This window comes from Alkalicoccus daliensis (genome assembly GCF_900103955.1).
GTDB lineage: Bacteria > Bacillota > Bacilli > Bacillales > Salisediminibacteriaceae > Alkalicoccus > Alkalicoccus daliensis.
This window is the reverse complement of the sequence record NZ_FNIL01000005.1, coordinates 137,934-160,325: the sequence shown is the minus strand read 5'-3', so window position 1 is coordinate 160,325 and position 22,392 is coordinate 137,934. Positions and strand designations below refer to the sequence as shown.

Sequence of the window (22,392 nt, the reverse complement as noted above, 5' to 3'; positions counted from 1 at the left end):
AGAGATACAGCTCCCATTTAAGATAAAATGGAACCTTCCTTTCATATACACGTAAACATAACATCAGCAAGTTCAAGAAATCAGGCAAGCCCCTTTTCCACTTACATAAGGAGTGAATGATATATGCCCAATCAGCCAGCATTAAGTATGGACCAGCTGAAACAGTTTAAGCAGATTAAAACAGAAATGACCCGTTTCATGATGACCTATCAGTTTGCACTGGATGAACTAATGACAAAGATTGAAATTCTGCAGCAGGAATTTCATTATATGAATGATTACAACCCGATTGAGCACGTGAACTCTCGCTTAAAGTCCCCGGAAAGTATGCTTACCAAGCTTTATCGCAAAGGCCACCCGTTGACTCTTGCTTCTTTAGAGGAAAATATTAATGATATTGCCGGGGTGCGGGTAACCTGTTCGTTCCGCAGTGATATCTATGAAATCAGCCGTCTGCTTCAGGGCCAGCAGGACATTGAAGTGCTGGAAGTCCGGGATTACATAAAAAATCCGAAAGCAAGCGGCTATCAGAGCCTGCACCTTTTATTGAAAATACCAGTTTTTATGTCCGACCGGATTAAAAATGTTTGTGTAGAAGTACAAATCCGTACGATCGCCATGGATTTCTGGGCAAGCCTGGAGCACAAGATTTTTTATAAATACAACCGGGAAGTTCCGGAGAGACTAAAAAATGAGCTGAAGGATGCTGCCGCCTCCGCTGCAGCATTGGATCATAAAATGGAAAAACTGCATATAGAAATGAAGGAGATAAAAGACCAGGATGAGGAGGAAGAAACCTTTGAACTGCTCTTAAATAACAACCGCTTCCGTCTGCCCGAAGCCTTTCTGGACGTAAGCAAGGATTCAACAGAGGAATAGAGCAGCACTTGCTTCTTACCACATAGCTCTGTTAAAGACTGGGATTGATATAAAAGGTACGACTGCGGCTCCTTCACCTGCCGCGGAGAAGCTGAGGAGCTCATCCACGGCAAGCCGCCGGGATGAGCGTTGTTTGAGAATTTATTTTGGCGGACGTTTTTTTTCGCAAAATTAGTCCAGAACAAGCTCTTAGGTAAGCATCTCCGAAAGTAAAGCAGTATTCTTACTTCTTTTTACCAAAACTTTTCTTTTTAAGGTAGATTTCCGTTTAGAAAAGGGTGCCCTGTCATATGACAGGGCACCCTTTTTCACTTAAGAAGCTTTCTTTTCTTTTTTCAGGATATCAGAATGACAAAGTATACGGTCTGCCAGTAGATCCGCAAAGTTTTCGCTTAAGCCGTAACAGCTGGCGAGATCAATCTCTGCTTTTTCAGGAAATTCTTCGATTGTTTCGGCGATTTTTTTATACATTGTACCGGAAAATAAAAAATTCGGTACTACTAAAATATGATCTTCTTTTGCGGCTAATGATTCCAGCCCCTGCTTCAGTGTAGGTTCCGCCATTACCATATAAGCATTTTCTATCCTCGCTTCCGGATAATACTGCAGGAGATCAGCTGCCAATTTTTCCGAAGATTCATTTCCTTCGGGAAGACTGCTTCCCTGGCTCACAAGAAGAATAGAAGAAGGTTTTTCTTTGAGACGAATCTGGTCAATTATCGCGTGTACCAGCATACTGTGAGTCCCGAGTGGCTCTCCGTATCGAATCGTAATATTCGGATACTTTTCCCATGCTTCAAGAAGTTCTTCCGGAATATCGTGCTGGAAATGACGAGCTTTCGATAAAATAACAGGAATTGCAATGATTTCTTCAGCACCTTCCGCTGCGCAGGAATCAATTCCATCACCTATACAAGGTTCCGCTAATTCCAGGAAACAAGTGGTGATCGGTAAGTGCGGCAGTTTCTCCTGTACCTTTGCGGTCATTTCATGAAACTCCCTTACTCCATCCTCATCACGGCTACCGTGCCCAATCAATAGAATATGTTTCATTACTTTTCTCCCTCCAGGTGAGTAAGTGCTTCCACGTTACCTGCGATCGAAGCTGTTCATCTGCCAGCTCGATGCCGGCCTTAATAGACGGCGTGTGACCAAACAAATAATAACGAACGCCTGCATTATAAGTGACAAGATCATGTGTATCGTTGTTTCCTTGTCCTTTTAATACCTTTTCAATCAGGGCTACCTGCTGCAGCAGACTTAACTCTTCCAACGATTTATTACGCCTGGCTGCGATGCCAACATCCTCCGGATTTAAATCGAAGGAACCAATACTCCGCTGTGTTACATGATATAAAAAGCTTTTGCGGTGAATTGGCAGATCCTCTGAGCCTTCCATTCCCTGCACCATGTACATATTTTTAAAGTTTAAGCCTCGCAGGACTTTTGCATTCGTTTCTACGACCGTCCGATGAAAAATACCAACCAGAATAGAGGCGGCTCCGGTAGGATTAAGCATCTTCTCCATCGTGTTAAGGAAGGTACGTACTCCAATTTGTTCACGTACCGGACGCAGTGCAGCAAGCGGAGGACACAAAAGTTCAGTATTTCCGAATCCTATACCTAAGCTTTCGATGGTAGCAGCGATCGCCGGGGCCTCGGCATTTACATTAACTCCTAAAGCTGCCACAATGTTTTTCAGCGACACAGCATGCTTAGGCGGGAGTGAGGCACCTGAATGCAGATAGATCGGGATTCCTTCTTCTGCCAGCAGCAGCGCTGTTGGAATTGTTACTGCAAAAGAATTTCTTCCCGTATAAGGACCGCCAAAATCGATTAAACGCTTTTGTGTTAATGGAGAAAGCGGAATTTTTTCTGTCGCTTCTCGGAATACTTCCGCAAATGCAAGTACTTCCTCCGCGGTTTCTTCCTTCAATCTTTCAGCTACCAGAAAAGCCGCCGCCTGTGCTTCTGTTGCATCCCCATTTCTCATAGAAAGTGCTGCCTGTCTTGCTTCCTTATAAGATAAATTCTGCGACATTTTATTGCCCCGCGCTACCTTTTTTAACCACTGGTGCATACTGTGCGCCTCCTGCTCTATACCGTAATAAAGACGTGATCGTTTTTAATTTCTGTCTCGTACGTTTCTACGCAGCCTTCGTCCGGGGCAGCCGCCTGGCCGTCCTTCACAGAAATTTTCCAGTTATGAAGAGGGCAGAAAACATGCTCCCCGCTGACGATCCCTTCTACCAACGGTCCTTTTTTATGCGGACATTCGTTTTTAATGGTGTAAAATTCATCTTCCTCTAAACGAAATACGGCAAGTTTCAAGCTTCCAACAACTACTTCTTTGCTCATTTTTACTGGGAAACTTGATACATGCCCAGCATCCACCTGTTTATTGATTAACTCCTGCATAAAGGTTCCTCCTCCTGTTTTTGCTTTCTTATGAAGTTACATTTGCTTCAAAGTAGTCCTGCTTGATCTTTCCGTCGTTGATTATCTGCTGCCAAGGTTCATTAAACTGGGCAATTGCTGTATCCATACGCTCTGCAAGTGCAGCACGCTGCTCTTTATCTTCTACTACAACAGACTTCACGTGCTCCAGGCCGAGTCGTTCGAGCCAGTGGGAAGTACGTTCCAGATAGCGGGCAGTTTCGCGGTAGTACTGCATATAAGCACTGATCATTTCCATCACTTCTTCATCTGTTTCAAGGGTACAGAGCAGATCTCCCTGTCTCAGATCGATTCCTCCGTTACCGGCTACATACATTTCCCATGCGCCCTGCAGGCCGACGAGGCCGATATCTTTTATCCCTGACTCTGCGCAGTTACGCGGACAGGCGGAGACTCCCATTTTTACTTTGTGCGGTGTCTGCAGCCCCTGGAATCTTTTTTCAATATCGATACCAAGCTGAATCGAATCCTGCGTACCGAAGCGGCAGAAATCCTGCCCGACACAAGTCTTCACTGTTCGCACCGACTTTCCGTAAGCGTGCCCGGAAGGCATGCCGAGATCTTCCCAGATGCTAGGCAGATCTTCTTTATTTACTCCCAGAAGGTCAAGGCGCTGTCCGCCGGTTACCTTTACCATTTTGACTTTATACTTATCTGCTACATCCGCAATTTTTCGGAGTTCTTCAGGATTTGTTACTCCTCCATACATTCTTGGTACTACAGAGAAAGTACCATCGTTTTGAATATTCGCATGCACCCGCTCGTTAATAAACTTGGAATTCATGTCATCATCTGACTCTGTCGGATGGGCCATACCGATGTAATAGTTGATCGCAGGACGGCATCCCGAACAGCCTTCCGGTTCTTTCCACTCCAGCACGTTCATTACTTCTTTGACGAGCGTCAGCTTTTTGCTGCGGATTTCTTCGAGTACTTCTTCGTGGGAATAATCTGTACATCCGCACATTGGCTGCTTTTTATCCGCTTCGCTGAATGCTTCGCCCAGAGTATGTTCCAGCAAGTCTGAAACAAGCGGCTTACAGCCCCCGCAGGATCTTCCTGCATTTGTATGCGCCGTCACCTCTCCTACAGAGGAAAGTTCTTTTTCTTTAATTGCTGTGACGACATCACCTTTACACACCCCGTTACATCCGCAGATCGTCTCAGAAGCGTCCATCGCTACGACCGGACTTTCCGCCCCGGCAGAATGATCCTCTGATGGAAGAATCGCCACTTTATTCATCTCAGAAATATCCTGACCTTTCTTCATCATATCAAGCAGCCTTGGAGAGTCTTTTGTATCTCCAAATAACACGGAACCAATTACTTTATTGTCACGCACTACGACTTTCTTATAAATTCCTTCGAATTCATCGTGTACCCTGATGGCTTTCGTATCCGGCTTGTCTACAAATTCCCCCGCAGAGAATACATCCACCCCGGAAACTTTCAGCTGTGTATAAAGCAGGGTTCCCTCATATCCTTTTCCAAGGGATTTTTTATCACCGGTTAAATATTCCGCCAGTATTTTTCCCTGTTCATACAGCGGAGCTACAAGGCCATACACTGTATCACGATGCTGCACGCACTCGCCGACTGCATATACATTCGGTGCGCTTGTACGCATATAATCATCTACTACGATGGCACGATCCACTTCCAGGCCGGCTTCTTTCGCAAGCTGCACATTCGGCCGGATTCCGATTGCCATTACTACAAGGTCTGCTTCAATGGAGGAACCGTCCTTAAATAAAAGTCCTGTAACGCGGTCTTTTCCTCGAAGTTTCACTGTCTGTTTTTCCATGAGAAAGTTCATACCCTGGCTTTCCAGTTCCTGACGGAGCATTTTTGCGGCTGGTTCATCCAGCTGGCGCTCCATAAGGAAATTCGGCAGGTGCACCACATCTACTTCCATATCAAGGTTCAACAGCCCGCGTGCCGCTTCCAGTCCTAACAGCCCGCCGCCGATAACAGCTGCTTTTTTATACTTTTTAGAGGACTCAATCATCGTTTCACAGTCCTGAATATCACGGAATGCAATAACCCCTTCTTTATCTGCTCCATCAATCGGAAGCATAAATGGATTTGAACCTGTCGCAAAAAGCAGCGTATCGTATTTCACCGCTTCTCCTTTATTTCCGTAAACTATCTGCTGTTCTGTATCCACTTCTACCGCTTCTTCTCCCTTGCGAAGGGTAATGCCATGCTTTTCGTACCAGTCGTAATCATTCAGCACGATATCTTCTACACTGCTGTCTCCCTGCAGTACTTTAGAAAGCAGGATGCGGTTATAGTTTGGATATGGTTCTTTTCCGAAAATCGTAATCTCATACATGGAAGGATCTCTTTTAATAATTTCTTCCAGCGTTCTTATTCCGGCCATTCCGTTACCAATCAATACAAGTTTCTTCATTGAGTTGATTCCCTCCGTTTTATATAAAATTAATTACATTACATGTTCAAAAGCTGCTTGTTCTATGGCTCTTGGTTTATTTTCATACCAGGAGAGCTTATGATGAAGCTTCACTACGTTCCCTATCATGATGATCGCCGGTGAAGTTAAGCTGACTTGTTCTGCTTTCACTGCGGCTTCGCCGAGTGTCGTAATATAGGTGGTCTGCGCGGCTGTAGTCCCTTCCTGAATAAATGCTACCGGTGTATCAGCGGCCCGGCCGTGGATCAAAAGCTCCTGCTGGATTTTCGGAAGGTTTTTCACCCCCATGTAAATTACGATGGTGTCTACCCCTGCTGCCAGATCTTTCCACTGGACTCCGGGTGCTGCTCCGCTGTTTTTAGCACAGGCATGGCCTGTCACGAAAGCAACGGAAGAACCATAATCCCGATGTGTTAACGGAATGCCAGCGTAAGCTGGTGCAGCGATGCCGGAAGATATTCCCGGAACAATTTCAAAAGGAATGCCTTCTTCCACACAAAGCTCCGCTTCCTCCCCTACTCTTCCGAACATGGAAGGGTCCCCGCCTTTGAGACGCACGACCAATTTTCCTTTCTTTGCCCGATCTACAAGTGCTGCCTGAATATCTTCCTGCTTCATTGAATGGAAGCCGGACCATTTTCCACAATACAATTTCTCTGCCTGCATCGGCACATAGTTCAGCAGGGCCTTATTTACAAGCCGGTCGTACACCACGCACTCTGCGCGTTCCAGCAATTCTTTTCCTCTTACAGTAATTAAATCCGGATCTCCAGGGCCTGCTCCCACTAAATATACTTTTCCTTTTTTATGTTCCACTTGGTTTCGCCCCTTTTTGAGATCTTTTTGGTACTCTTCTTCAGAGAATGCACTAAGCTGCTTCTATCATTTAAGAAGTCGTTTGAAATAAAGTGTTAATAAGAATTAAAATGAATTACTCTGTTAATTCTCCCGGTTTCCAGGAGATGCTGAAAATTAAGTCAGAAGACAACAGCTTTTTATGAGTTTCTCATTTTATTTTCACGACTGCTTATTACTGAGGCAGCCCCTCCTTTGTTCTGTTATTTGTCATATTAATATACATGCAACCAGAATACTTCTTTATTGTAAGAAGTTCTCACAAGGAAAATATCTGAATATTCTCGTAACTGCTGAGCCCCAACGGATAGCGTTTTTTAATTAAATTCACAAGAAAGTGCTTACATTTTCATTGTTTATTTCTTTAACTGTTTTTCGGCTTTTTCTCCGTAGGGAAAATCCGGGTGATAATTTTATGCAGGCGAGGGTATGGAATAAGAACGACAACTGTTTTAGAAGAGGTGTTTTATGCTGAAGAAACTGATGATCAGTGCAGCCCTGCTGATTGGCATATATTTTATTTATGCATGGATCACAGGCGCACTGCTTTTTCAATTAACTGTGCCCGCACCGGAGGATATAACGGAGGAGAGAAATATAGATCGTTTTTATGGAGAAGAAGCTTCTATAGAAAGAATAGGTCTTTTAGAAGGAAGGCAGGAATCGAAGGCTTACCGGAATCGAATGAAAGCAGAAGCTGAAGAAACGCTCGATGTAACGATGTTTAAAGTAACGGATGGCTTTGCAAGTGAAATTTTCTACTCCTCTCTTGTAGAAGCAGCGGATAGAGATGTAGAGGTACGTCTGCTTCTGGACGGTTTATTTCATAATTTAAGAGGAGAAGAAGCTGGAATTATTCACGCTTTTGCAGCACACCCGTCGATAGAACTCAGGTTTTACGAACCGCTTGATCTTGTCCGGCCCTGGACTTGGAACAACAGACTCCATGATAAGTTAATTATTTCTGATAATAACCTGGCGATGATTACCGGCAGAAATATTGGAGACCGCTATTTTGCGCCTGCAGATTACGAAGGTGCAACGAATGACCGAGATGCTGTATTATTCGTCCCGGAAAACCGCGATCCAGCCGGCACGGCCCTGGAAGAAATGCAGACATACTTTGATCTGGTCTGGAATCATGACTTTTCTCAGCCGGCGTCCGATAATTTAACAATCGAAGACGAAGAAGCTGGAGAAAGAAAATTAGCAGAGCTGAGAGACACTTATGCTTCTTATACAGCCACTCATGAGCATCTCTTTTTAGAAGAACTCTCGTGGGAAGAAAATACACACACTGTACAGGAAGCTTCCTTTATCCATAACCCTGTAGAAAGAATGAATAAGGAGCCTTGGGTGTGGGAGGATTTAACAAATTTAATAGCAGGCGCAGAAAGTTCTGTTTATATGCAGAGTCCTTTTGTTATTCCTTCAGATAATATGAGACAGCACTGGGGTACAGCAGAAAATATTGAAATTACCCTGTTAACAAATTCTTTGGCGGCCACTCCTAACCTTCCTACGTATTCCAGGTATGGCGGCAGCTACAGGGAAGAGCTTGCTGCTTCTTCTATTAATTTATATGAGTATCAGGGACCTGAACAGTCCATTCATGGGAAATCTTATGTAATTGACGATAGGATCAGTGCCGTTGGTTCTTTTAATCTGGATCCCCGCAGTGCGTATATCAGCACAGAGAGTATGCTTATCATTGATAGCGAAGAAGTCGCCGCAGCGTTGACACAGCAGCTGGATGCTTTGATAGACGAGGAAAGTTTAGAAGTAAAGGAAGATGGTTCCTATGAGGAAAGTGAGCAAGTGGAAGAAGCGGAAGTTCCATTTTCAAAAGCAGCTGGCAGAAGACTCTGGGCTGCCGTCACCTATTTCTTTGAACACCTTTTTTAGAAAACGTAAAAAACACGGGAAAGCTGGTTTGCTTTCCCGTGTTCAAGCATTTATAAAGCAGACTACCTTGAAAATAAAAGTTCCGCTAAAAAGAAGTAATACTGCTGCTTCATTTTCGGAGAGGCTTACCCAAGGGCTTGTTCTCGACTAATTTCTCTCACAGGGCACGGCTTCCATCGGATCCACAGACAGCATGGCAGAGACCGCCATGCTGTCTTGAAGAACCAGGATCGATTCCGCTCGTGCTTCGTGACCTTCCAGAAGGTCACTTGGATTCTCGAACGGCGCTGCCCCTTTGGGTGTCCTCTCCTTCGTTCCACAGTAGTATTAATTTTCATACTTCATGGTGCAAAAATTTTGCATGAGTGTCTCTGTTAAAAGTTTATTCTAATACCGGCCAGCCGTCTTCCCAGGAAAGCTCTCTTACCTGCATGCGGATGACTCCATCAGCATCTCCATCGTAATAATGATGTACGAGGTAATCCTGTTCTTCTTCACGATAAATGTCCTGTCCGCCTGGCCCTATCTGTGCCCCTTCGCTTTCCAGCAGGATGTTGCCTCCTCCTTCACTTAACAGCGTCCCGTCTTCATCTTCATAAGGCCCTTCCACAGATTCAGCCCGGCCATAAGCTATTTTATAAGTGCTGTCTGTACCGGAGCAGCATTGATCCCACGAGGTAAACAGATAATAGTATCCGTCTCTTTCTATAATAGTAGGTGCTTCAATTGCATTGTGTTCGTCTTCCGGCCTGGAAGCGATCATAGAAGTTTCTTCTGAAGCAGTAAGAGGGTCCTCCATCCTCGTCAGCTGAATCCCGCTGAAGTGAGACCCAAACACCATCCATAGATCTCCTTCTGCTTCAAATACATGCGGATCTATCGCATTGTAATCTGTCTCCCCATAACCGGAAGTAATGACAGGTCCCTGATCTTCCCAGCTTTCTGGATCACCAGGAGTTTCAGAGACCGCTGCCCCGATTGCAGAGTTGTTAGACCCAAACGAAGAAGCTGCATAATATAGGTAATAAGTCCCTTCATCTTCATGAACCTGTGGAGCCCATAAATGATTTGGCTGATATTCTTCCACCCATTCCGGCGTTGGTATTTCCCCAATGGACTCCCATGGTCCGGCCACCGTTCCTGAAGATTCTCTGACAAAAATCCCCCCAGGATCTGCCGGATCTCTTTCTATTCCTGTAGAAAATACATAATAGGTGCCATCTTTTTCTGTCATTGCCGGGTCATGCGCGGGATCATCTGTCTCTCCCGGTACATAGTCTCCTGTATCCCCTTCCATCGTAAGCATCCCGGCTTCTGCTGCTGGTTCTCCTGTATTTTCTTCTTCTGATTCCCCGGCACACCCAGCAATTAACACCACACAGATGCTTATTGTAATTTTTTTAAACAAATTCATCCCTCCATTTTTAATTTATCGTCTATTATACACAACATATACGAATAAGTTAATTTTGATATGCTGATTAAATTTAATTTTAGATAAATATTTATTAGATAAAATCAATATATAGTAAAATAGTCAGAAAATAAATTAAATTCTCTCCACCCATTGTTTTCCAACTTTGAAAGCGCTATAATTAATTTGTACATATACGTATAAGTTTTATTTTATATTTGAAAATAAAATCTTATTACGTACAATTTAAGGAGGAATGTATAATGAAAAAGCTTAGCTGGTCACTTTTATCCCTCCCATTACTGATAGCAGGATGCGGTGGCGGGAATGCGGAGGAAGGTGCCTCTGAAGAAGTTACCCTGGGAGAAGACGCAGAAGATGCGACGGAACTTACCTTCTGGACATTTGCCGATGTGCACATTGGCATTTATGAAAGCGCTTTAGAGAGATGGAATGAAGAGAATCCTGATAATCAGATTACGTTGAAAGCAGAAGTGTATCCATATGACCAAATGCACAATAACCTGCTTATGTCACTTCAATCCGGAAGCGGTGCTCCTGATATTGTAGACATTGAAATTAACAGGTTCCCCGATTATCTGCAGGGAGAGATTCAATTTGAGTCTATGACAGAGCATGTAGAGCCGGAGCTGGAGAACTTCGTGGAATCCCGATTCGATATCTACGGGGCAAATGGAGAATATTACGGCCTTCCTTCCCACGTGGGGGCAACAGTGATGTATTATAATGAAGAAATCATGGAAGAAGCCGGCGTGGATATTGACTCTATTGAAACGTGGGACGACTATGTAGAAGCAGGAGAACAGGTCACGGCGAATACCGATGCAGTAATGACGACCTTTGAGACAGAAGATGTATTCGTATACTGGTCCATGATCAGTCAGCAGGACTCTGACTTTATTGATGAAGATGGAAACTTGACACTGGATAATGAAGTCAATGTCGAAACCCTTGAATTTATCCGAGACATGATTCATGAGCGTGAGATTGCTCAGGTAGCTCCAGGCGGGATGCATCATGCGGAAGAGTACTATGGATTTATGAATGAAGGCGGCGCCGCTTCTGTTATGATGCCAATGTGGTATATGAGCCGTTTTATGGACTACATGGAAGACCTTGATGGAAAAATCCAGATCCGGCCGCTTCCAATGTGGGAAGAAGGCGGCAACCGTTCTGCGGGAATGGGCGGTACCGGAACAGTCGTTACAAATCAGACGGAAAATGCAGAACTTGCCACTGCTTTCCTCGCTGAAGCAAAGCTGTCAGAAGAAGGCAACATTGCTCTTTGGCAGGACTTAGGATTTGATCCTCCACGGCATGATGTCTGGGACGATCCGGCAATGATGGAAGCGGAAGAATATTTTGATTTCTTCCACGACGATATTTTTGATATTCTGGTGGAAATCCGTGACGAGGTGAACCCGGTAAACATTACTTCGGATACTCCTTCAGTAAATAATGAACTTACAACGAACATCTTTAATGAATTATTCCGCTCCAACGATATGACGGTGGAAGAATCTTTGGATAGAGCGATTGAAATGATTGAATCAGGACAGACAGAAGAACAGATGGAAGAAGAAGAATAACAATTTGTTCCGGCAGGAAAGATTCCTGCCGGACTACATAGATTTTGAGGAGGCACTTACGAATGGCACAATTAAACATTAACTATGATAATACAAAGGGTATGATTAACAAAAATATTTACGGACACTTCTCCGAGCACTTAGGACGCTGTATTTACGAAGGCTTTTGGGTAGGGGAAGATTCATCTATTCCAAACACCAAAGGAATCCGCAATGATGTAGTGGAAGCACTTCGTAACATCAATATTCCAGTACTTCGCTGGCCCGGCGGCTGTTTTGCTGATGAATATCATTGGAAGGACGGTGTCGGCCCGCGTGAAAACCGAAAGAAAATGATCAACACACACTGGGGCGGCGTGACAGAAAACAATCATTTCGGAACTCATGAATTTATGCTTCTGTGCGAAATGCTTGATACAGAACCTTACGTGGCAGGTAATGTCGGCAGCGGCACTGTCCAGGAGATGTCTGAATGGGTGGAGTATATGACGATGGATGGAGAATCTCCAATGGCCGACTGGAGAAAAGAAAACGGGCGTGAAAAGCCATGGAAACTGAAATATTTTGGCGTAGGCAACGAAAACTGGGGCTGCGGCGGTAATATGCGCCCCGAATATTATTCAGATCTTTACAGGCAGTATCAGACGTATGTGAGAGATTACGGAGAAAATAAAATTTATAAAATTGCCGGCGGAGCAAATATAGATGACTATAACTGGACGGAAGTTCTCATGAAGTACAGCACGCCATTTATGGATGGATTGAGCCTTCATTATTATACGATTCCAGGCCACTTCTGGAAGGGAAAAGGAGCTGCCCTTGATCCTTCAGAGGATGAATGGTACAAAACGATGAAAAAAGCTTTCTGGATGGATGAACTGATTACACGCCACTCCGCGATCATGGATCAATACGATCCTGATAAAAACGTCGCAATTATTGTGGACGAATGGGGCACTTGGTTTGACGTGGAGCCAGGAACAAACCCTGGATTTCTTTATCAGCAGAATACGATCCGGGATGCCCTTGTCGCAGGTGTTCACTTTAATATTTTCCATAAACATCATGAGCGGGTGCAGATGGCAAATATTGCGCAGACAGTGAATGTACTGCAGGCAATGATTTTAACAGACGGAAGTGATATGCTTCTGACACCTACGTATCATGTATTCGACATGTTCAAAGTACATCACGACGCTGCTTACGTACCGGTTGAGGTAAGCTCTCCTGTCTACAGTAATGATGAAAGAGAAATTCAGCAGCTGAGTGTTTCTGCATCGAAAAATGAACAAGGAGAATTAAATATCAGTATCTGTAATATTGATCCAAATAAAGAGGTTCCATTATCCATTTCTTTAAGAGGTTTAACAGACACCCCTTCCAAGGTCCAAGGAACGATCCTTACTGCAGAGGAAAATAATGCCCATAACACTTTTAAGGATCCAGACACAGTGAAACCTGAAAAAATGGAAGGACTCGATCTTTCCGGCGAAACACTGAACGTGCAGATTCCAGCTAAATCTGTTTCTGTTATAACGGTATCTGCGAAATAATGAACCGAAAAGTAGGTGTGTGATATGAGACACTGCAAGAGCTGTGGTCATGAGCAGACGATTAACCCGGATGATTACACAGATCAAGCCGAGCACGGTATATCAGAGAAAGAACAGGAAAGGCGTTTAAAAACCTGCCTCTCCTGTTCTTCCTTGGAAAACTACACCTGTAAGCATTCAGGTTACATTGTCTCTTATATCGCTTCCCGGCCGGATCAGCACTGTTCCCACCCTGAAGGAAGTAAATGGTAAATAACAGCCGCTCCAATTCTTTCACAGAATTGGAGCGGCTGTTGGTTTATTAAGTAAGAATTGCCTGCATTTATGAATTTCGACGTATAGGGTTCTCATTCACCTTCACACGGAAGCTTGCCGCGGGACTCTTCTTCAGCTATTTCTAATACCTAAAAGTACTGGAAAGGCTCTTCAGGATGTACTTTGAAATTCACAGATGTCTACGCCGTTCACTATTGAAAAAAATTCTGAAAATCCACGATGAGTTCTTACTATTTTATATAAAACCCGCACCGGCTTCTTTTCTATTTTAATTATCAGCCAAACTGCGTATTGTCTGTTCTGTAGTTTTCATCTGCTCTCCAATTGAGCCATTCTGTACATTTAAGTTTTCAATGGTAGCACTGACTTCCTGAGCTCCAGCAGAAGCCTGCTCAATAACAGATGCCAGGTCAGAAGTTGTTGCATCTATTCTGGCCGCTGTAGCTTCTGTCATCTCTGCCTGCTCATTAAATGATACCACTGTTTCCTGAATCTCTTTCATCACAGAACCGAGTTCCTGAAGAGCTGTATATACATTTGCTGTTTTTTCTTTTTGCAGGGAGAGTGTAGAACGGCTATCAGTCATTTGCTTTAGTGCTTCATCATTCGTACTATTTACGTCCCGCAGGTTCGCAGTAATTTTTTCTGCTGCGGTATTGGATGTCTCTGCCAGTTTACGAATTTCATCAGCAACCACTGCGAAACCCTTTCCGGCTTCTCCCGCACGAGCAGCTTCTATCGAAGCGTTTAAAGCAAGTAAGTTGGTCTGCTCGCTGACCTGAATAATATCCTGAGACAGTGTATTTGTTTCTTTTATCTTTTCAGTAAGTCTTTGAAAGTTCAGGTTCAGTTCACTTAATTTTCTTTCGTAAATCTCCATCTCCTGATTTAACTTTTCAGAATGATCTGCTGCTTCTGCTGTTCTGGTCTCTGCTGCCTTTGAAGTATTTGTAAGCTGGAGCGCACCTGTGCGGATATGCTGCATATTCCCCCTCATTTCTTCCGCATCCGTAGAAATAGTTTGAATCTGCTGACTCTGGGAAGTACTTCCTATTGCAATCTCATTTACCGCGCTTGCCATTTCTGACTGCGACTGAATATTTTCCTGTACAATAGCACTTACTTCTGCAATATTCCCCACAAGCTGATTCACCTGGGTCTGCAGTGTTTTTCTTGATTGTTCTTTTTCCTGCGTATCCTTTTCACTCTGTGATAAAAACATTTCCAACTGCTTCATCTGCTTCGAACTAAGCGAGACAATCGCATAAGCAAGGATGGAAGCTAAAATATAGGTGAGTAGGATCGTAGAAAAGTTTTCCTGGAGGACCATTGAATCCACCGTACTGAATACACTGTTTAAATAATGCCCCACCATACCTGCTGCAGCTCCGATGATCAGCACATAACGGAATAAATGTATTGCAGCTAAAAATAGTAAGAAGAAGTATATTACGGTTATTGTCATGCCTCCGCCAGTAAGGAAAATCCCTGTATAAGTGAAAATATAACTAAGCAAAACAAGGATTAAAGGAAACCACCCTGGTTTTTTCACCACATAAGTAAAAATAACAAAAACAGCAGTAAGAACAACTATCTCTGTAATATAAATAAATGTTGTCCCTATGTCTTGTTTAAATAAACTCATTAACCCAGCTGCAAGCAGCGTAAAGGTAAATAATCCAAAAGCTAAATAGTTTTTCTGCTGTAAATCTTGTTGCTTCATTTGCTGTACTGTTTCCATGTTCATCCCCCATAAATACTAGTATGTAACTATTTCCTCTAAAACAAATAGTACTTTGTATTATATCGGTTTAATTTGATGGTTGTTGACACATAAAAGCATTTTCTAATTAAACATTTATAAAAATGAACCCTGCAGCAGGCCAACTCTAATTTTGAGAATAAAAAGGGCGTTCAAAGTAAATTATTATAATAATATAAAATCCCCTGTCCCAGGTTAATTACCTGGGACAGGGGAAAGTGTGAAAGGCGTATAGTCAATTACCTGCTGCTTTAATCCACCATTCTGCTTCGGACTGCCTCTGCTGCTGCATCCAGCGCTTCTTCTGGTGTGCTGCTCTGATCACGCAGGACGGAGTGCATTACGTTGGCGTGTATTTCCTGCTGGGCGTCCGGGGTGTATTCTGTAATATTCAAGTCATTAATTTCATCACGAACTTCAAGAAGAATTTCAAAGATATCATCATGGAAATAATCATAGAAGCGGTTGTCTGCCATCATTTCCTCTGAATCCCATACATCATGGCGCGGTGGATCAAATCCTAAAATCTCCCACAGCTTAATGTTACTTTCTTCCGTCAGCTTAGCGAATGCCAGGAAGTCTTTTGCAAGTTCCGGATCTTCCGCCTGATTTGTAACAACTGTCCCGGTACCGCCCATTCCTGCAGAACGATTGCCGCCTTCTTCCCACATCGGCAGTGGACGAATCTGCATTTTCCCGTCAAGATCCTCCATATAATCGAGGAACCGTCCCATGTACCACATTGGCATTACCAGAGAAGCTGCCCCGCCTCCATTCATAAATCCATAGTACTCTTCCGCGTGGTGTGCCCCTCCTGGAGCAAGTGATGCGATTTCCTCTTCATATACTAAATCGTGAATAAACTGCAGCGTATCTACGTTAATCTCATTATCAAGAATCATTTCTCCGTTCTCATCAAAATAGTCTGAGCCGCGCTGGCTGATCAGCGGCCAGAAAGTCCAGTGCTCATCTGATTCTACCGTCGTCATGACCGCATCTGTGTTTTCTACTACCGCATGCCCCGCTTCTACGTAATCATCCCATGTTTCGATGGAATCAATATCCACGCCGGCTTCTTCCATAATTTCTTCATTGTAATACATGACTGTGGCACCTACATGCGTTGGCAGCCCATAGTACTGTCCATCTTTTGCGTAAATATCAAATCGGGATTCCACAAAGTTTTCCAGCTCCGGCTCTACATGCTCGTTCATTGATTCCAGCTGCACGTCTCCTAAAAGAAAGTTTGCAAACTGTGCGATTTCAATATCAGCGATATCCGGTGCCCCTGATCCAGATTGAAGCGACAGCAGCAAATTATTATGCATCTGATCAAATGGATAGGTTTCGGCTGTCAGCTGAATCGGCCGGTCCGGATATTCCTCATTCCATCTGTTAACCGCATCTTCAAAGAATCCGGAGTGGAGCGCCTGGAAGTTCCAGAATGTTAATTCTGTTGCACCTTCAATATCATCCCCAACTACGACCTGCTCTTCCATTCCTTCTTCCCCACCAGCGGCATCCCCGCCGCCAGCCGCTTCTTCATTTCCTTCATCCATGTTTTCTTCTTCTGCATTGACACTCTCTTCTGCATTTAATTCTTCATTATCCCCATTTCCTCCGCAAGCAGCTAAGAAAAGCAATCCCGGCGCCACTAATAATAATGCTTTTTTCATTATTTCCCCTCCTTAATTTAATAAAGCGCTTACATTTAGGTAAATAAAAATATTACCCTGAATGAAATAATCTAACAGGCCCTTTTGGGCAGAAGCGGGTCGCACCCCCTTAAACAAAGTATAAAATTCAGGCAGCGTCAGCGGAAGGCGAGCCGTGCGGAAATCCTCCCTCTGACATAATGCGTTTCTGCCTTATCCGAATTTAGCTTTTCTTTAGGGTACGCAGTCTATTCAAACCTGGGACCCCATACTTATCAGATATAAACGTAAAATAAATGAATGAATCTACCCTTTTACAAACACTGTTTTAATAGAAGTAAAGAATTCTTTTGCTGCTTCTCCCTGCTCCCGGGAATGGGAACTGGAGTCTTTCATTCCTCCAAAAGGCGCCTGCAGCTCCACCCCTGCTGTTTCTGCATTAATTCTTACTAATCCAGCGTCTACATCCTCAATAAATTGAAGCATGGAACTTATATTTTGTGTATAAATCGAAGCACTCAGGCCAAAATTCGTATCATTTGCCAATTCAAATGCTTCTTCTATATTTTCAAATGTCAGCACACCGATAACCGGACCGAATATTTCCTCCTGTGCAATCGCCATATGAGATTTCACTTCATCAAACACTGTCGGTTCTACAAAATAACCATCTTTATACTCTCCACTGGTCCACCGATTTCCGCCATACACGAGCTTTGCGCCTTCTTCTTTACCTTTTTCAATATACGCAAGTACGGAGTTCATCTGCGCCTCCGATGCGCAGGGTCCCATCCAGACTCCTTCCTGCAGCCCGTCTCCAATATTAATATCCTTCATTCTTGTAAAGAGCTTCTGCATAAACGCTTCTTTCACGCTGCTGTGGATCAGCACCCTGCTGGTAGCTGTACACTTCTGCCCGGTAGAACGAAAAGCACCGCTGACTGTTCCTTCCACCGCTTTATCCAGATCTGCATCTGCAGCAATAATTACAGGATTCTTACCTCCCATTTCAAGCTGATACTTTGCCCCTCTTGCAAAAGCCGCCTGGCCAATTCCTTTGCCGGTAGTATCAGAGCCCGTAAAAGTAATGCCTGCTACTTTCGGATGTTCTACAAGCCCCTGGCCGATTACCGAGCCCGGTCCGGTAACCATATTCAGTACACCCTCCGGCAGTCCCGCTTCGTAAAAACAGTCCATGATTTTACCTGCTGTCACTGCAGTTTCCGTTGCCGGCTTAAACACTACAGTATTTCCATAAATTAATGCCGGTGCAATTTTCCATACAGGAATCGCTACAGGAAAGTTCCACGGAGTAATGACTCCCACTACGCCGAGCGGTGCACGCGTCGTGTACATAAAAGCTCCGCTGTCTGTGGAAGGAATAACATCGCCGGTTTTCCTCATGCCCTCTCCAGCGTAATAACGAAGGATGGCAGCTCCGCGCATTGTTTCTCCTTTGGCTTCCGGAAGTGTTTTTCCCATTTCTTTTGTCATTGTTTCTGCAATGTTGTCCACGTTCTGCTCCAGAAGATCTGCCGCCTTATACAGATAGCTGCCCCGCTCTGCACCTGCGAGCTTTTTCCATGCTTTTTTTGCATTCCAGGCTGCTTCTACTGCTTCATTTAAGTCCTGCTCGTTTGACAGCTGAATTTCACCCACTGTCTGCTGGTTTACAGGATTCACCACTTCCTTTGTATCTCCTGATCGGGAAGCTTTCTGTTCCCCAGCAATGTAATTTAATTGTACCGCCACACTTAATTCCTCCTTTTATCTATTTCTAGCTTCTCCTGCTGCAATGGAAAGAAAGTTTAGAAATTTTCTACCGGCTCTCTTTTTTCCCAGCCGTCCCTGAAAAGCGCGAGGAAATTTTCCCGCTTGTACGGGTGTTTGCTGATTTCTTCAAGGTTTAAATCTGTCCCCCAGCCCGGACGATCGCTCACTTCAATGTATCCATCTTTAACATCCAGGGTATGCGTTAATATATCCTGCGTCCACGGTGCATTAAAATCATCAAATATTTCATGAATAAAGAAGTTCGGCGTTGCCGTGTTTAAATGTGCACATACGATAGAGCACAGCGGGCCCTGTGCACTGTGCGGAGCAATTACCCCGTTAAACGCATTTGTCATCCCTGCTACCTGCTTGGCTGCTGTCAGACCCATAAACTGCGGCTCCAGCTGAATAATATGCACCTGATTATGTGAAAGCAGCTCTGCAAATTGTTCTTTACAGTAATAATCCTCGCCGCAGGCTATTGGAACAGGACTCCGTTTTGCTACTTCGATCATTGCAGATACACTCTGCGGCGGAACAGGCGCCTCAAACCAGGTTGGACTGTAAATGGCCATCTCCTCTGCAAACCTTAAAGCTGTGTGAACACTGAAACGATTATGTCCTTCAATCAATATATCTACATCTTCTCCAACAGCATCTCTGACAGCTCCGATTAAATCGATTGCTAATTTAAAATCCTGTCTGTCCACTGCCTTCCATGAAGAGCCAAAGGGGTCGAATTTTAAAGCAGTGTAGCCTTTTTCTATTACTTTTTTTGCCATACTGTAGAAATTTTCAGGAGTCCGCTCTCCGGTATACCACCCATTTGCGTACACCCGCAGATGATCGTGGCATTTTCCTCCCAGCAGCTTGTACACCGGCACTCCAAGCTTTTTCCCTTTAATATCCCAGCATGCGAATTCAATCCCCGACAGTGCGGCGCCTTGAATCTGTCCCCCATCTGAAAATACATCCCGGAACATCTTTAAAGAATGCATTTCTACATCAAATGGATCTTTCCCTATCACGTATGGCTTTAATTCATGTATAGCCGCTTCAACAGTTTTTCCAAATCCATTAAGCGTTGCTTCCCCGATTCCATGAATGCCTTCGTCAGTTTCCATTTTTACAAAAACCCAATTTTTCCATCCGTTGCCTACAATGTACGTTTTAATATCCGTAATTTTCATCTGCGGACCTCCCAGTAAAATTAAGTAAGCTTGTAATTTTTCCAAATACGATAAATTCATCTGATGTATTTTTAATATATTGCAATCATATGATAAATATTATAGGATGTAAATATGAAATTAAGAATTTTCTGATAAATTAATGTTTTTTGTGGTATTTATCCGCAATTGTGCTTCATGACAAATGCTGAAGGAGGCGTTTGCAGCTACTGAATTCTTTCCTGAAACAAAAATTAGTATGATGAATAATCACATTTCTTAATGATTATGTTAAACCAGGAGACTGATCATCGTATGAAGCCTTGCAGCAATCGAAGAAAAAGGAACTGCAGTCGCTCTTTAAACAACGCAGTATTGCAAAAGACACAGACAATGAAAATTACCACTGCTGCGAAGCGAAGGCGGAGACGCTGAGAGGATCAGCGAAGTTCGAGAATCCATTCTTCCGAAGAAGAACTTCGGAAGAATTAGTCGAGAACAAGCCCTCCAGCAAGCCTTCGCCGAAAGTAGAGCAGCAATAAGAACTCTCCTGTTTTAAAAAAGAGTTTTGTTTTCATAGTAGTCGCCCATGAAGCAAAAAGCTTCACCACAGCCAATGAAAACTTCTGCTTTTGCGAAGCGAAGGCGGGGACACTCAGAGGATCAGCGCCGTCTGAGAATCCATTTCGAAAGCGCGCAGCGATAGAGAAATTAGTCGAAGACAAGCCCTCGAGTAAGCCTCCGCCGTTAGCGCAGCGACATATAGAACCAGCCACTGTACTTTTGATTTCATGGTAGTCTTCTTAGAAAATGCCTATCTCTATTTCACCTTTAATTAAACTTTTTTAGTGGATACCCCTCTTCACTGACCCTGCCGGGCGGGTGCGAAGTTTTCGAAGAGCTGATAAGCTATAGAAAACAAAGGAACTCCTCATAAACAGTTCAGGCAGTTCACTTTTTAGAAATAAGGTGTTTAAAGATGAAAAAGAAGCTAATTTACCAAGTAGTATATGAAGCAATAGAGAAAAAAATCAGAGCAGGTGAATGGAAGCCCGGAGATAAAATTCCCACCGTTCAGCAGCTTTCAGAAGATCTGGGAGTCGGTGCCTCCTCCGTAAGGGAAGCCATCCGTATTCTCAGTCAGCAGAAAATATTAAAAGTAGAACAGGGACGCGGTACTTATGTAGAGCAGGAACTTGGAGAAAAGCCGTCTGAACAGCTTGATTTTTTAGAGAAATCCTCTATTGAACAGCTTTCCAGAGCCAGATTGATCATAGAACCCGAACTTGCAGCTTTAGTCGCAGAAGATGGAACGATGGAAGAATTAAAAGAAATACTGAAGTACGCCCGCTTGATGGAGAAAAAGTTTTTAAAAGGAGAAGACTTTTTATACGAAGATATTAAGTTCCATGAATTAATTGCGAAAGGCGCTAAAAATGATATCCTGCTGGAAATGGTGACGATTATCGGAGATCTGCTCTACGAAAGCCGCAAACATTCCATGCGCATAAAATCCCAGAATGAAAAAGCAGTCAGCTACCATATCCTTATTGCCAAAGCGATTAATGACCGAAACCCTTCCCAGGCACGGAGGCTGATGAAAGCACATATAATTGATCTGTTAACTGACTTAAAATATTAGTTCTCTTAAGTGCTGTAAAAAAAACAAAAGCTGCTCATTTTATTCTTTATAAAAACATACTTTACTATTCTCATGAAAAGGCTGGTGATCAAGATGCTTAGAGCAAGAGAATTTCTTCACAAAATGGAGTTTCCTGTGCAGGATGGCTATGATTTAATCTCTTCTACACAGACGTTTGACGACGGCGGACAATACCGGATTGAAATTCCCTCTGTCGAAGGAGCTGCAACGATGGAGGCTGTAATTACAGAAGCAAAAAAACTCGGAGTAAAAGTGAACCGCGTGTCTCAGGGTAGCGGCATTATGCTGTTAAGCGACAAAGAAATAGCGGATATGGTGGAAATGGGCAGACAGGAAAGCATAGAAGTTTGCCTCTTCATTGGTCCGAGAATGAACTTCGACATTGGCGGGAGTGCGTACAGTGATTCCGGGAATCTGCTTGGATGGAGGCATTCTGGAATGGACCAGCTTGCCTACGCCCTGGAAGATGTGTTCCGCGCAGTAGACCTTGGAATCCGCAGTCTTCTAATAGCTGATGAAGGACTTCTCTGGCTGATTGACCAGGCGAAAATGAACGGCGATCTGCCGAAAGAACTTGTATTAAAAGTATCGGCCCTCATGAGTCCTCCCAACCCGGTTACAGGGAAAATCATGCAGGAATTGGGCGGCACTACGTTAAATATTCCCGGAGACCTCACTCTGCCTAAAATAGCTGCATTTCGAGAAGCATTATTTGCCCCGCTCGATTTATATATTGAATCTCCTGATAATCTCGGGGGGTTTCTCCGCTATTATGAACTTCCGGAGATTGTGAGGATTGCAGCTCCCGTATATTTAAAATTCGGACTTCGCAATGCTGCAAACATTTATCCTTCAGGTGTCCATCTGGAAGCAGTATCGGTCAGTCAGGCGAAAGAAAAAGTACACCGGGCAGCTGTCGGCATAGAAACCTTAAAAAGGTATGCGGAAACAGTGCAGTCTACTTCTATTACCTACGCTCTTTAAAGC

At 43.8% G+C, this 22,392-nt stretch carries 16 protein-coding genes; 6 read left to right on the top strand and 10 right to left on the bottom strand.

Going from position 1 to position 22,392, the window contains the following annotated elements; all coding sequences use genetic code 11:
* The first annotated feature begins 123 nt into the window (after positions 1-123).
* Entirely contained in the window at positions 124-879 is a 756-nt protein-coding gene (locus tag BLP92_RS10240) for a GTP pyrophosphokinase (RefSeq protein ID WP_090842864.1), read from the top strand.
* A 312-nt stretch (positions 880-1,191) separates the two neighbouring features.
* Here BLP92_RS10240 and BLP92_RS10235 read toward each other — a convergent pair whose 3' ends face one another.
* From BLP92_RS10235 to cobA, 5 genes are read right to left on the bottom strand one after another with little or no spacing between them, the layout of a single operon-like run.
* Positions 1,192-1,932, bottom strand: coding sequence for a sirohydrochlorin chelatase (locus tag BLP92_RS10235; RefSeq protein WP_090842863.1), 741 nt, complete (start codon positions 1,930-1,932; stop codon positions 1,192-1,194).
* On the bottom strand, positions 1,901-2,959 hold the full coding sequence (locus BLP92_RS10230) for an anthranilate phosphoribosyltransferase (protein WP_090842862.1): 1,059 nt from the start codon (positions 2,957-2,959) through the stop codon (positions 1,901-1,903). The genes BLP92_RS10235 and BLP92_RS10230 overlap by 32 nt, the downstream gene beginning before the upstream one ends.
* A 17-nt stretch (positions 2,960-2,976) precedes the next feature.
* On the bottom strand, positions 2,977-3,297 hold the full coding sequence (nirD, locus tag BLP92_RS10225) for a nitrite reductase small subunit NirD (RefSeq protein ID WP_090842861.1): 321 nt from the start codon (positions 3,295-3,297) through the stop codon (positions 2,977-2,979).
* Positions 3,298-3,325: 28 nt separating this feature from the next.
* Positions 3,326-5,749 carry a nitrite reductase large subunit NirB gene (nirB, locus tag BLP92_RS10220; protein ID WP_090842860.1) on the bottom strand — a complete coding sequence of 808 codons (2,424 nt, stop codon included), beginning with the start codon at positions 5,747-5,749 and terminating at the stop codon, positions 3,326-3,328.
* Between the two features lie 33 nt (positions 5,750-5,782).
* Positions 5,783-6,586 (bottom strand): uroporphyrinogen-III C-methyltransferase, encoded by an 804-nt coding sequence (gene cobA / locus BLP92_RS10215; RefSeq protein WP_090842859.1) that lies wholly within the window; start codon positions 6,584-6,586, stop codon positions 5,783-5,785.
* A 507-nt stretch (positions 6,587-7,093) separates the two neighbouring features.
* On the opposite strand from cobA, the gene BLP92_RS10210 reads away from it, so the two are divergent.
* Positions 7,094-8,530, top strand: coding sequence for a phospholipase D-like domain-containing protein (locus tag BLP92_RS10210; RefSeq protein ID WP_090842858.1), 1,437 nt, complete (start codon positions 7,094-7,096; stop codon positions 8,528-8,530).
* 382 nt (positions 8,531-8,912) lie between these two features.
* On the opposite strand, the gene BLP92_RS10205 is transcribed toward BLP92_RS10210, so the two are convergent.
* Positions 8,913-9,944, bottom strand: coding sequence for an arabinan endo-1,5-alpha-L-arabinosidase (locus BLP92_RS10205; protein WP_090842857.1), 1,032 nt, complete (start codon positions 9,942-9,944; stop codon positions 8,913-8,915).
* A gap of 263 nt (positions 9,945-10,207) precedes the next feature.
* On the opposite strand from BLP92_RS10205, the gene BLP92_RS10200 reads away from it, so the two are divergent.
* Complete coding sequence (locus BLP92_RS10200) at positions 10,208-11,554, top strand: ABC transporter substrate-binding protein (RefSeq protein ID WP_090842856.1); 1,347 nt, start codon at positions 10,208-10,210, stop codon at positions 11,552-11,554.
* A 62-nt stretch (positions 11,555-11,616) separates the two neighbouring features.
* Positions 11,617-13,107, top strand: coding sequence for an alpha-N-arabinofuranosidase (locus tag BLP92_RS10195; protein ID WP_090842855.1), 1,491 nt, complete (start codon positions 11,617-11,619; stop codon positions 13,105-13,107).
* Between the two features lie 544 nt (positions 13,108-13,651).
* Here BLP92_RS10195 and BLP92_RS10185 read toward each other — a convergent pair.
* From BLP92_RS10185 to BLP92_RS10170, 4 genes are all read right to left on the bottom strand, one after another.
* Positions 13,652-15,124 carry a methyl-accepting chemotaxis protein gene (locus BLP92_RS10185; protein ID WP_175444246.1) on the bottom strand — a complete coding sequence of 491 codons (1,473 nt, stop codon included), beginning with the start codon at positions 15,122-15,124 and terminating at the stop codon, positions 13,652-13,654.
* A 272-nt stretch (positions 15,125-15,396) separates the two neighbouring features.
* Entirely contained in the window at positions 15,397-16,821 is a 1,425-nt protein-coding gene (locus BLP92_RS10180; RefSeq protein WP_090842852.1) for an ABC transporter substrate-binding protein, read from the bottom strand.
* A gap of 285 nt (positions 16,822-17,106) precedes the next feature.
* Positions 17,107-18,552, bottom strand: coding sequence for an alpha-ketoglutaric semialdehyde dehydrogenase GucD (gene gucD, locus BLP92_RS10175; protein ID WP_090842851.1), 1,446 nt, complete (start codon positions 18,550-18,552; stop codon positions 17,107-17,109).
* A gap of 56 nt (positions 18,553-18,608) precedes the next feature.
* A complete protein-coding gene (locus BLP92_RS10170) occupies positions 18,609-19,763 on the bottom strand; it encodes a mandelate racemase/muconate lactonizing enzyme family protein (protein ID WP_175444245.1) in 1,155 nt (384 codons plus the stop codon).
* A gap of 958 nt (positions 19,764-20,721) precedes the next feature.
* Between BLP92_RS10170 and BLP92_RS10160 the strand changes: the two genes are divergently transcribed.
* Both BLP92_RS10160 and BLP92_RS10155 read left to right on the top strand, forming a co-directional pair.
* On the top strand, positions 20,722-21,384 hold the full coding sequence (locus BLP92_RS10160) for a FadR/GntR family transcriptional regulator (protein WP_090842848.1): 663 nt from the start codon (positions 20,722-20,724) through the stop codon (positions 21,382-21,384).
* Between the two features lie 93 nt (positions 21,385-21,477).
* Positions 21,478-22,389: a hypothetical protein gene (locus BLP92_RS10155; protein ID WP_090842847.1), complete on the top strand. Its 912-nt coding sequence runs from the start codon at positions 21,478-21,480 to the stop codon at positions 22,387-22,389.
* Positions 22,390-22,392 lie beyond the last annotated feature (3 nt).

Bases quoted from the DNA above. Each gene is read 5' to 3' on its own strand.
- BLP92_RS10230 (WP_090842862.1), bottom strand. From the start codon at position 2,959: ATGCACCAGTGGTTAAAAAAGGTAGCGCGGGGCAATAAAATGTCGCAG.
- BLP92_RS10235 (WP_090842863.1), bottom strand. From the start codon at position 1,932: ATGAAACATATTCTATTGATTGGGCACGGTAGCCGTGATGAGGATGGA.
- nirD (WP_090842861.1), bottom strand. From the start codon at position 3,297: ATGCAGGAGTTAATCAATAAACAGGTGGATGCTGGGCATGTATCAAGT.
- BLP92_RS10155 (WP_090842847.1), top strand. From the start codon at position 21,478: ATGCTTAGAGCAAGAGAATTTCTTCACAAAATGGAGTTTCCTGTGCAG.
- BLP92_RS10210 (WP_090842858.1), top strand. From the start codon at position 7,094: ATGCTGAAGAAACTGATGATCAGTGCAGCCCTGCTGATTGGCATATAT.
- BLP92_RS10160 (WP_090842848.1), top strand. From the start codon at position 20,722: ATGAAAAAGAAGCTAATTTACCAAGTAGTATATGAAGCAATAGAGAAA.
- BLP92_RS10195 (WP_090842855.1), top strand. From the start codon at position 11,617: ATGGCACAATTAAACATTAACTATGATAATACAAAGGGTATGATTAAC.
- BLP92_RS10240 (WP_090842864.1), top strand. From the start codon at position 124: ATGCCCAATCAGCCAGCATTAAGTATGGACCAGCTGAAACAGTTTAAG.
- BLP92_RS10205 (WP_090842857.1), bottom strand. From the start codon at position 9,944: ATGAATTTGTTTAAAAAAATTACAATAAGCATCTGTGTGGTGTTAATT.
- BLP92_RS10180 (WP_090842852.1), bottom strand. From the start codon at position 16,821: ATGAAAAAAGCATTATTATTAGTGGCGCCGGGATTGCTTTTCTTAGCT.
- BLP92_RS10200 (WP_090842856.1), top strand. From the start codon at position 10,208: ATGAAAAAGCTTAGCTGGTCACTTTTATCCCTCCCATTACTGATAGCA.
- nirB (WP_090842860.1), bottom strand. From the start codon at position 5,749: ATGAAGAAACTTGTATTGATTGGTAACGGAATGGCCGGAATAAGAACG.
- BLP92_RS10170 (WP_175444245.1), bottom strand. From the start codon at position 19,763: ATGAAAATTACGGATATTAAAACGTACATTGTAGGCAACGGATGGAAA.
- BLP92_RS10185 (WP_175444246.1), bottom strand. From the start codon at position 15,124: ATGGAAACAGTACAGCAAATGAAGCAACAAGATTTACAGCAGAAAAAC.